10 protein-coding genes are annotated in these 10252 nt (G+C 64.9%); all 10 read right to left on the bottom strand.

The genetic code is table 11. The features are described 5' to 3' along the window. Positions 1-20: 20 nt before the first annotated feature. On the bottom strand, positions 21-719 hold the full coding sequence (gene recO, locus RBB39_RS11560; protein WP_108132702.1) for a DNA repair protein RecO: 699 nt from the start codon (positions 717-719) through the stop codon (positions 21-23). A gap of 79 nt (positions 720-798) precedes the next feature. Then, on the bottom strand, positions 799-1698 hold the full coding sequence (gene era, locus RBB39_RS11555; protein WP_045993485.1) for a GTPase Era: 900 nt from the start codon (positions 1696-1698) through the stop codon (positions 799-801). Beyond that, positions 1695-2384 carry a ribonuclease III gene (gene rnc / locus RBB39_RS11550; RefSeq protein ID WP_045993484.1) on the bottom strand — a complete coding sequence of 230 codons (690 nt, stop codon included), beginning with the start codon at positions 2382-2384 and terminating at the stop codon, positions 1695-1697. The genes era and rnc overlap by 4 nt, the downstream gene beginning before the upstream one ends. A gap of 57 nt (positions 2385-2441) precedes the next feature. After that, entirely contained in the window at positions 2442-3245 is an 804-nt protein-coding gene (gene lepB / locus RBB39_RS11545; RefSeq protein ID WP_045993483.1) for a signal peptidase I, read from the bottom strand. A gap of 93 nt (positions 3246-3338) precedes the next feature. Next, positions 3339-5156, bottom strand: a complete 1818-nt coding sequence (gene lepA, locus RBB39_RS11540; protein WP_045993482.1) for a translation elongation factor 4 — start codon at positions 5154-5156, stop codon at positions 3339-3341. A 206-nt stretch (positions 5157-5362) separates the two neighbouring features. Further along, positions 5363-6784, bottom strand: a complete 1422-nt coding sequence (locus RBB39_RS11535) for a DegQ family serine endoprotease (protein WP_045993481.1) — start codon at positions 6782-6784, stop codon at positions 5363-5365. 195 nt (positions 6785-6979) lie between these two features. Further along, positions 6980-7405, bottom strand: a complete 426-nt coding sequence (locus tag RBB39_RS11530; protein ID WP_045993480.1) for a SoxR reducing system RseC family protein — start codon at positions 7403-7405, stop codon at positions 6980-6982. Further along, complete coding sequence (locus RBB39_RS11525; protein WP_052704402.1) at positions 7402-8505, bottom strand: MucB/RseB C-terminal domain-containing protein; 1104 nt, start codon at positions 8503-8505, stop codon at positions 7402-7404. The genes RBB39_RS11530 and RBB39_RS11525 overlap by 4 nt, the downstream gene beginning before the upstream one ends. Positions 8506-8596: 91 nt before the next feature. Next, a complete protein-coding gene (locus tag RBB39_RS11520) occupies positions 8597-9337 on the bottom strand; it encodes a sigma-E factor negative regulatory protein (RefSeq protein WP_045993479.1) in 741 nt (246 codons plus the stop codon). Positions 9338-9613: 276 nt separating this feature from the next. After that, a complete protein-coding gene (gene rpoE / locus RBB39_RS11515; RefSeq protein WP_045993478.1) occupies positions 9614-10216 on the bottom strand; it encodes an RNA polymerase sigma factor RpoE in 603 nt (200 codons plus the stop codon). Positions 10217-10252 lie beyond the last annotated feature (36 nt).

The following is a 10252-nucleotide window of genomic DNA, read 5'->3' as shown; positions in this document are numbered from 1 at the left end:
CGGCGCCAGGGCGACAAGGGTCAGCGCGCCTGGCGGCGACGCTCGGCCATGGCGACCATCAGCGCACGGGAGCGCAGCGGCCGGTCGCCCAGCAGCGGCGCCAGGGCCGCACGCGATAGCGCCTTGGCCGGCCCGGCAAGCCCGGCCTCGCCCCAGTCGGCCCCGGCCAGCAGGCGCAGGGTGCGCCCGTCGATGCCGCGCTCTGCGACGACAAAGGCCCGGCTGCCGGGCTCGAAGCGGTAGCGCCGCTGGGGATCCAAGCCGCCACCGTCGGGCGTGGTGAAACGCGGCGCGGCGTCCAGCGCATCGAGTAGCGCAAATTCGAGCCGACGCAGGGCCGCAGCGCGAGAGGCCGGCGTCGCCAACTCGTCCAGCGCCGAGGTGTAAAAGGCGAACACCTGCCCCACCGGCAACTCCACCGGCAGCAGTCGGGTCAGCAATTCGTTGGCGTAGAGACCGCACAGCAATCCCTCGCCGGCGAGCATCGCCGCCGGGCCACGGGACTCGATCAAACGCAGCCGCTTGAGCTCGCGATCGCCCTGCCAGGTCAGGTGCAGGGGCGCGAACGGCTGCATCTGACTGCGCGAGCGACTACCGGGACGCTGCACGCCCTGGGCCACGGCGCGCACACGACCGTGGTCCAGGGTCAGCAGTTCGACCAATGCACTGGTCTCGCGGTAGGGACGCTTGTGGAGCAGAAAGGCGGGCTGGGGCTGCATGGGGATCCCGACGTCGGGGCAACAGGATCACAACAGGACCATCGTCGTCGATGATCCTGCCGGGGCGCGGGGGAACGGCTCAGTCGAGGTCGTAGCCGAGGCTCTTGAGGGCGCGTTCGTCGTCGGACCAGCCACGCTTGACCTTGACCCACAGGTTGAGCATGACCTTCTTGTCCAGCGCCCGCTCCATATCCAGGCGTGCCTCGCGGCCGATCTTCTTGATGCGATCGCCGCTGTCGCCGATCAGGATCTTCTTCTGGCCCTGACGCTCGACCAGGATCAGCGCGCTGATGTGCACCACCCGGGCCTCGTCACGAAACTCCTCGATCTCGACGGTCATCTGATAAGGCAGCTCGTCGCCGAGCTGGCGCATGACCTTCTCGCGTACCATTTCGGCAGCCAGAAAACGCATGCTCTTGTCGGTGACCTGATCTTCCGGGAAGAAGTGGATCCCCTCGGGCAGGTGCTTGTCGATCTCGGCCTCGAGCTCCGGCACATTGGTGCCGTGCTGGGCGGCGATCGGCACCACCGCGGCGAACTCGCGCTTGTTGCCGAGCTCGGCCAACCACGGCAACAGGGTGGCCTTGTCCTGCAGGCGGTCCACCTTGTTGACCGCCAGGATCACCGGCGCCTCGACGTTGGCCAGGCGGTCCAGCACGATCTGGTCTTCCTCGGTCCAGCGGGTACGGTCGACCAGAAAGACCACGCAGTCCACGTCCCGCAGGGCCTGCACCGCCGCCTGGTTCATGAAGCGGTTGATCGCCTTGTTGCGGTCCTTGCCGAGGATATGGATACCCGGGGTGTCGACGAAGATGGCCTGAGCGTCGCCTTCGGTCTTGATCCCCAGCACCTGGTGGCGGGTGGTCTGCGGCCGCCGCGAGGTGATCGAGATCTTCTGTCCGAGAATACGGTTCATCAGGGTGGACTTGCCGACGTTGGGACGGCCGACAATGGCCACGAATCCACAGGTCTGACTCATGCGCTGACTCCCTTGGGATCGAGGCGTTGCAGGGCGCTTTCGGCGGCCATCTGTTCGGCGTGGCGGCGGCTGGCGCCGGTGCCGACGGTGTGTTCGTCGAGCATCTCGACGTGGCACTCCACGGTAAAGGTCTGGGCGTGGGCCTCGCCTTCCACCGAGGTCACCTCGTAGCGAGGCAGCGGTGCCTGACGGGACTGCAGAAACTCCTGCAGGCGGGTCTTGGGGTCCTTCTGGGACTGCTTGAGGTCGATGCGCGCCAGGCGCTCCTCGAACCAGGCCAGCACCCGCGTGCGTACCGCGTCCATGCCAGCGTCCAGGTAGATGGCACCGATCACCGCCTCGACGGCGTCGGCGAGGATCGATTCACGCCGATGGCCGCCACTTTTCATCTCGCCGGAACCCAGGCGCAGGCATTCGCCAAAGCGCATTTCCCGGGCCAGCTCCGCCAGGGTCTGGCCCTTGACCAGGCGCGCCCTCAGGCGCGAAAGCTGGCCTTCACGGGCCTCGGGAAAGCGCTCGAACAGCGCCTCGGCGATGACAAAGTTGACGATCGAGTCACCCAGAAACTCGAGGCGTTCGTTGTTGCGCCCACCGAAGCTGCGGTGGGTCATGGCCAGTTCCAGCAGACTCGCGTCCTGGAATTCATGGCCGATGCGGCGACTGAAGGGGGTCAGGGAATTGCTCACGACGCTCCTGTTAACTCTTTGTGCTGACGATGGAAGAACCAAGCGGCGTTGAAGCGATCACGGGATCGTCCTCACGCTGGAAAAGCTCGGCAGTCCACCGTCCCAATGCATCCATACCGCGAAGGCCTTGCCGACGATGTTGGCTTCCGGGATAAAGCCCCAGTAGCGGCTGTCATTGGAGTGGTCCCGGTTGTCGCCCATGGCGAAGTACATGCCCTCGGGCACCACGACGTCGTGGACCAGCGGGCCGCGATCGCGGGGATTATTGTAGATCTGATGCTGATGTTCGCCCAATTGCTCGGAGAACAGCAGCTCACCTGGCGCGCTCTCCGGAGCGTCGTCGAGCAGCGTCTTGGGCACCGGCTCGCCGTTGACGTAGAGCTGTTTGTCGACGTAGCGCAGGGTATCGCCGGGCAGCGCCACCACGCGCTTGATGAAATTCACCGCCGGGTCCTGGGGATAGCGGAAGACCATGACGTCACCCCGCTCCGGCTCGTTCAGATCGAGGATCTTGGTGTTGGCCACCGGCAGCCTCAGGCCATAGGTGAACTTGTTGACCAGGATGAAATCCCCGACCTCCAGCGTCGGACGCATGGAGCCTGACGGAATCTGAAACGGCTCCACCACGAAGCTTCTGAGCACCAGCACCACCAGCAGCACCGGAAAGAATGACTTGGCGTAGTCGACCGGCCAGGGGTCCTTGCGCGAAAGCTCCCGAGCGGACAGATCCACGCCTTCGGTGGTGCCGGTTTCGGCAGCTGCGGTGACGGCTTGACGCCGGGGGCGCCACCAGACCAGGTCGAGCAGCCAGATCAGACCGGTGACGGCGACCGCGATCACCAGCAGCAGGGAGAAGTCCATATCAGTGTTTCCAGGTGGCTTGTAAGTCGGTATCTGAGGGAGGGGCAAGCCGTCCCGGCGTCACACCGGGACGGATCGACCGCCGCTGGGGCATCAGTCGTTCACCTTGAGCACGGCGAGGAAGGCGTCCTGAGGGATCTCCACGCGACCGACCTGCTTCATGCGCTTCTTGCCGGCCTTCTGCTTCTCGAGCAGCTTCTTCTTGCGGGTCATGTCGCCGCCGTAGCACTTGGCGGTCACGTTCTTGCGCAGCGCCTTGACCGTGGAACGGGCCACGACCTGGCCACCGATGGCGGCCTGGATCGCCACGTCGAACATCTGACGCGGGATCAGCTCTTTCATCTTCTCGACCAGCACACGACCACGGCTGTGGGCATGATCGCGATGGATGATCACCGCCAGGGCATCGACCCGGTCGCCGTTGATCAGCACGTCGAGGCGTACCAGCTTGGCCGCCTCGAAGCGCTCGAAGTTGTACTCGAGCGAAGCATAGCCCTTGGAGATGGACTTGAGCCGATCGAAGAAATCCATGACGACTTCGCTCATCGGCAATTCGTAGGTCAGCTGGATCTGGCTACCCAGGAACAGCATGTCCTTCTGGGTGCCGCGACGCAGCTCGCACTCGCTGATGACGTTGCCGACGAATTCCTGGGGCACCAGGATGCTGGCGCGCACGATGGGCTCGCGCATCTCCTCGACGTCGGCCATGTCCGGCAGCTTGGACGGGTTGGAGACGTAGCTGACGTCACCGTTCTTCATCGCCAGTTCGTAGACCACCGTCGGCGCGGTGGTCAAAAGGTCCAGGTCGTACTCGCGTTCCAGACGCTCCTGCACGATCTCCATGTGCAGGGTGCCGAGGAAGCCGACGCGGAAACCGAAGCCCAAGGCGTCGGAGTTTTCCGGCTCGTAGTCCAGCGAAGCGTCGTTGAGCGCCAGCTTCTCGAGCGCGTCGCGGAAGTCTTCGTAGTCGTCGGCGCTGACCGGGAACATGCCGGCGTAGACCTGGGGCTTGACCTTCTGGAAGCCCGGCAGCCGCTTGACGTCCGGCGTCTTGGCGTGGGAGATGGTATCCCCCACCGGAGCCCCCTGAATGTCCTTGATACCGGCCACCACGAAGCCCACTTCACCGGCGCGCAGGATGTCGGTCTCCTTGCGCAGCGGGGTGAAGATGCCGACCTCGTTGGCCTGCCAATCACGTCCGGTGGACAGGATGCGAATCTTGTCGCCCTTCTTGAGCACGCCGTCGAAGATCCGTACCAGCGATACCACGCCCAGGTAGTTGTCGAACCAGGAGTCGATGATCAGCGCCTGCAGCGGCTTTTCGGGGTCACCCTTGGGCGGCGGAATATCGCGCACCAGCCGCTCGAGCAGCGCATCGATGCCCAGACCGCTCTTGGCCGACACCTGACAGGCGTCGGTGGCGTCGAGACCGATGATCTCCTCGACTTCGTGGGCGACCTTGTCGGGGTCGGCCTGGGGCAGGTCCATCTTGTTGAGCACCGGCAACACCTCGAGACCCTGCTCGATGGCGGTGTAGCAGTTGGCCACCGACTGGGCCTCGACACCCTGGGCGGCGTCCACGACCAGCAGTGCGCCCTCGCAGGCATACAGCGAGCGCGACACCTCGTAGGAGAAGTCGACGTGCCCCGGGGTATCGATGAAGTTGAGCTGGTAGGTCTCACCATCGTTGGCGTGGTAGTCCAGCGTCACCGACTGGGCCTTGATGGTGATGCCGCGCTCGCGTTCCAGATCCATGGAGTCCAGCACCTGATCCTTGAGCTCGCGCTCTGACAGGCCACCGCAACTCTGGATCAGGCGATCGGCCAGGGTGGACTTGCCATGGTCGATGTGAGCGATGATCGAGAAGTTACGTATATTATTGATTACCTTGCGGTTATCAGGATCAGACATGCAGGATGATTCCATCTTGAGAACGCACCGGACAGCGACAGGCTCGCCCTGCCCCGATGACGCGGAAAAAAAAGTTGGCGCTATTGTACCGGCATCCCCTGCCCCGCGCATCCCAAGCCGTTGCGGCGGCTCGATTCGATATCACAGGACGACAACGCCCGAGGGCCATGGCGGCCCTCGGGCGTCGTCGGTCAGCGGGACGCGCCTCAGTCGTCGGCCAGTCGCAGCGCCACGAACAACGAGCGACCATCGCGGTACAGACGGACCGGCACCGCCTGATCGGCGGGCAGCTCACGCACCAGCTGGCTCAGCTGGCGACCGCTTTCCACCGCGACCTGGTTGACGCTGACGATGATATCGCCACGCCGGATGCCGGAAGCCGCCGCCACGCCACGCGGGTCGACGTCGCTGACCCGCACGCCGGCGTCGATGCCGTACTTGTCACGCTCGGCGTCGGACAGCGACTGCACCGCCAGACCCAGGCGCGCCGGCGACGCGCTGCCGGACGACTGACCGCTGCCACCGGCCAGTTCCTCGGGCCAGTCGCCAACGGTGACGCTGAGGGTCTTGCGATCCCCGGCGCGCAGCACGGTCAACTCGACCTCGCTGTCCGGAGCGACACGGCCGATCAACCGCGGCAGGTTGCTGGAGCGCTCCACCGTCTCGCCATTGACCGCGAGCACGATGTCACCGGCCTGGACGCCGTCACGCGCCGCCGGCCCGTCGGGATCGACGTCGGCGATCAGAGCACCCTCGGGGCGGTCCATGCCGAACGACTCGGCCAGGTCCTTGGACACCGGCTGAATCATCACACCGAGCCAGCCCCGGGTGACGTGACCTTCGCTTCGCAACTGGTCGGCGATGTCCATGGCGACATTGATCGGAATGGCGAAGGACAGCCCCATGAAGCCACCGCTACGGGTGAAGATCTGGGAGTTGATGCCGATCACCTCGCCGTCGAGGTTGAACAGCGGTCCGCCGGAGTTACCCGGGTTGATCGCCACGTCGGTCTGGATGAAGGGCACATAGGCGTCACGCGGCAGGGTGCGGTTGATCGCCGAGATGATGCCTGCGGTGACCGAGTGATCGAAGCCGAACGGCGAACCGATGGCGGCCACCCACTCCCCCACCTTGAGGTCGTCGGAGTCACCCAGGGATAGCGTCGGCAGATCGCTGGCATCGACCTTCAGTACCGCCACGTCGGTCTTCTCGTCGGCCCCGACCAGCTCGGCCTTGAGGTCACGACGGTCATTGAGGCGCACCATGATCTCGTCGGCGCCCTCCACCACGTGGGCGTTGGTCATGATGTAGCCGTCGGCGTCGATGACGAAGCCGGAGCCCAGCGACTGACGTTCCTCGGTGCGACCACCGCCTCCCCCGGGCGGCACCGGGAAGCGATCACCGAAGAAATGACGGAAGATGTCGGGAATTTCCTGGCCACCGAGATCGCCGAAGGGCGTGGAGTAGCCCTCGGTGACCCGGGTCGTCGAGATGTTGACCACGCCGGGGGCGGCCTCTTCGACCAGTTCGGTAAAATCAGGAAGATCCCTGGCCAGGCTGGATTGGGCGACAACCATTCCCACCACCAGCGTCATCCACATGGACAGGGTGCGAGTCATTGGCTTCATGCAAGGCTCCTGCGTAAGACTCAGATAGGACTCAGAGTGCATCGAACGCAACCTCGAGGGTCGCTTCTTGTAGTACCGTCACGCCGCCAAAAGGTTCAGTCATTAGCGGGCAAAATAACGCGCCAAGGGCCCGTGAAGTGTTCGGGCACAGGGCTATCACAACAGGGCTATCACAACGGGGCTATCACAACGGGGCTACGGCACCAAGGTGGGCCGATACGCCTCGGCGCGGCGGCGCAGATGCCGGCGCAGCACCACGCCGCCGAGGGCCAGGCCCGCGATAAACACCAGCGGCAGCGACCAGTGATCCGGCGACTGGACGTTGACGGCAAGGGTCGCCCCCAGCGCCAACCACAGCGGCAGGCCGTAGACCAGCACGCTGGCGCGCACCAGGCTCGTCCGGGACAGGGCCAGGGTCACCGTCTGCCCGATGGCGGGACGCTGCTCGGTATCGATCTCGAGCTCACGCCGATCGTCGCTCCTGCGCAGCAGCCAACGCGCCCCGCAGCCGCCCCGAGCAGCGCAGCGCCCGCAGCCGCCGGTTGCCGCCAGCGCTACCCTGACCCCGGCGGTCGTCCAACCCACCACTCGCGCCTCTGCGGTCGCGCAGTCGGTGCTCATGACGACGCTTCCTGGTGGACGTTGCCCGCTGCCCCAGGGCGCGCACCATCGCTCACACCCTGCGGCTGCCCCTCGGCCAGCTCAAGGGTTTCGGCCACCTTGACCAGCACGCTGGGGGGTAATTCGCCTACCGCCACCACCTGAAGCAACTGGCCTTCACGCTGCACTCGGCGCACCGCGGCGTGACTGGCGCCCAGTCGATGGACACCCGGCCTTAGTACCCGTGAACCCGCTACCGGTTCGACGAACAGGCTGATGGTCGACAGGCCATCGCTGTACAACTTGTGGCGGCGAGGCCCATCGCTGTCGGATGCCATCGCCATCAACGGCTGGGCAACAAAGCCGCGAGGCAACCAGCCTGCGCGCCAGTCGAGCCTGGCCGAGGACGGCGGCCGGCGCAGCTCCACCTTGCCGTCGTAGCGTTCCGGCGGCGTCATCGCCACCAATTGGAAGGTATCCAGCACCTGGCCCCGCTCGTCGATCAGGGTGCGCTTCAAGGGGATGGCGGTCTCGCGGTCGAGCCAGATGCGATAGCCGTAGCGCATGGCGTCAAGCGGCAACAGCTCCAGACGGATCGCGTGACGATTGGCGATTCGCTCCTCGCCGTCGAAGCGCAGCCGATAGAAGCGTGACAGGTGCTCGACCAGCGCCTGGGGAGAGGCCGGCGCCGCCCCCTGGCCATCACCGAGTTCGAAGCGAAAGGCGCCCCCCTCTCGCAGCAGCGAGCGACTGGGGCCATCGAGGAAGTGGAGGCGATCGCGCTCGACGCCCTGCTGGATGTCGCGGGCCACCGACAGCGTCACCACCTCTTCATCGACGATGCGAACGGCGCGCGCCTGATATTGGTAGCAATGGGACGCCCAGACACTGCGCTCGAACCAGTCTCCCGGAGACTCGGGGGGTGACAAGGCGGTCAAGGCGCTGCAGTCGTAGACGCTCTGGATACTATTCGGGTCAGCTACCGAGTCAGCCGAGGCCTTGGCGTTCGCCGCTACGGCGTCGACACCAGGGTCGGCAACGGCCTGGGCGGGAAGAGAAAGACAGACAAGGGAAAGCGTCAGCCAGCCGGCCAACGCTGCAAGCGACCCCTGATGTGGCATAGAAATCATGTCCTGACAGGCACTGCTGAGAATGCGCTCGGCCCCACAGGGCCGAGCAGATCATTGCTATCTCGATGCCAGATCGATCACCTCAACGGGCTTCCGCCGGGGTGCTGCGCAGCATCGGCATCCAGTTGTCGGCACTGCTGAAGGCCGCCCCCTGGGCATGACGATCGAGGTACGACTGCAACAACTGGGCCTGCGCCTGGTCACTGACCCGCGACTGCTGGGCAGATGGCGACAGCATCATCGGCGAGGCCACCTGGGCGCCGACGGTCATCAGGCCATTGCTGGAGCCTGTGCCGGACTGAAACATCGGCAGATCCATCAGCGAAGGCCGAGACGCCGCTACGCTGGCAAGCTCTGCACCTGGCACGGCGGACGCCGTCTGTGCTGCGCCGCTATTCACGCCGCCGCTTACGCCACCCGCAGCCCCGCTGCTGGCCACACCGGCACCGGAACCGTCGATGGAGCCATCGAAGGCGCCGTTGTAGAACTGAACCCCGCTGATCACCATCAACGAGACCGCCGCGGCAATACCGGCACCGCGTGCGAGCCCCATTCCGCCACGCTTGGCGACCGCGCCGTCGGCGGGAGCCTCCATCTGCGGCGCAGGCTCATCCTCGAGGCGAGCCAGGATACCGGCGGACAGATCCACCGAGGGGTCACTATCGGTCTCGCGGCGCAGCGCGGCACGCATCAAATGGTAACGACGCCAGCTCTCGGCGCTGTCCTGGTCGCTCTCGAGCGACTTCAGCACTCGACGCAATTCCAGCTCGTCACCTTCATTGTCCATCAGGGCTGAAAGCGATTCCCGTGCGTTCAGACTCATTCTCCACACCTCATTTCGACGAAGCGTCGCGCCTCCAGCTCCATAGACCACCGGAGATGCGCCAGGTTCCGCCACCGATTCTCGGTTACTCGCCACCGGCTCGAGCGCCAGGTGACGACCGTCGTTGATTGTTGCATCGGGCCGGTCACTGGGTAAGACGCCCAATCTGGCGAACAGTTCATCCCAATTTGAAAAAAATGGGGAATTCGGCAACAAAAGGGGTCGCCCTGCCTCACCCCTGCGCCCACGACCAGCTCACAGGCTAGCGATAGCGAATCAGGAAAGTGACTCGGCGTTTCGCGAGGTCGTCATCAGCGGCTGAATATGTTGATCCACCGCCTCCCTGGCGCGAAAGATGCGCGAGCGCACGGTACCCACCGGGCACTGCATGATCTGGGCGATGTCTTCATAGGAAAGACCATCGAGTTCGCGCAGGGTGATGGCGGTGCGCAGGTCATCGGGAAGATTCTCGATCGCCTCGAATACCGCCGCCTCGAGCTGGTCCCTGGCGATGGACGCCTCCGGTGTCTCGATATCGGCCAGCCGGCCACTCATGTCGACGATCTCGGCGTCATTGATATCCAGATCGCTGCCCGGCGGACGACGCCCGCGGGACACTAGATGATTCTTGGCGGTGTTGATGGCGATGCGGTACATCCAGGTATAGAAGGCGCTCTCGGCGCGAAACTTGCCAAGCGCCCGGTAAGCCTTGATGAAGGCTTCCTGGGCCACGTCCTGCACCTCGGCATGGTCGCTGATATAGCGGCCGATCAGGCCCAGAATCTTGTGCTGGTACTTCTTGACCAGAAGGTCAAAGGCTCGGGTATCGCCCTTCTGCGCGCGTGCCACCAGCTGCTGGTCCGTTTCCTTGGGCGTCATGTCTCTCCTCCCCGACGATGTCGGGCTGACGACGCC

It is taken from the genome of Halomonas sp. MMSF_3323, assembly GCF_030733595.1.
Classification (GTDB): Bacteria; Pseudomonadota; Gammaproteobacteria; order Pseudomonadales; family Halomonadaceae; genus Halomonas; species Halomonas litopenaei.
Note: the sequence above shows the minus strand (reverse complement) of the source record. Positions and strands in the feature narration are given on the sequence as shown.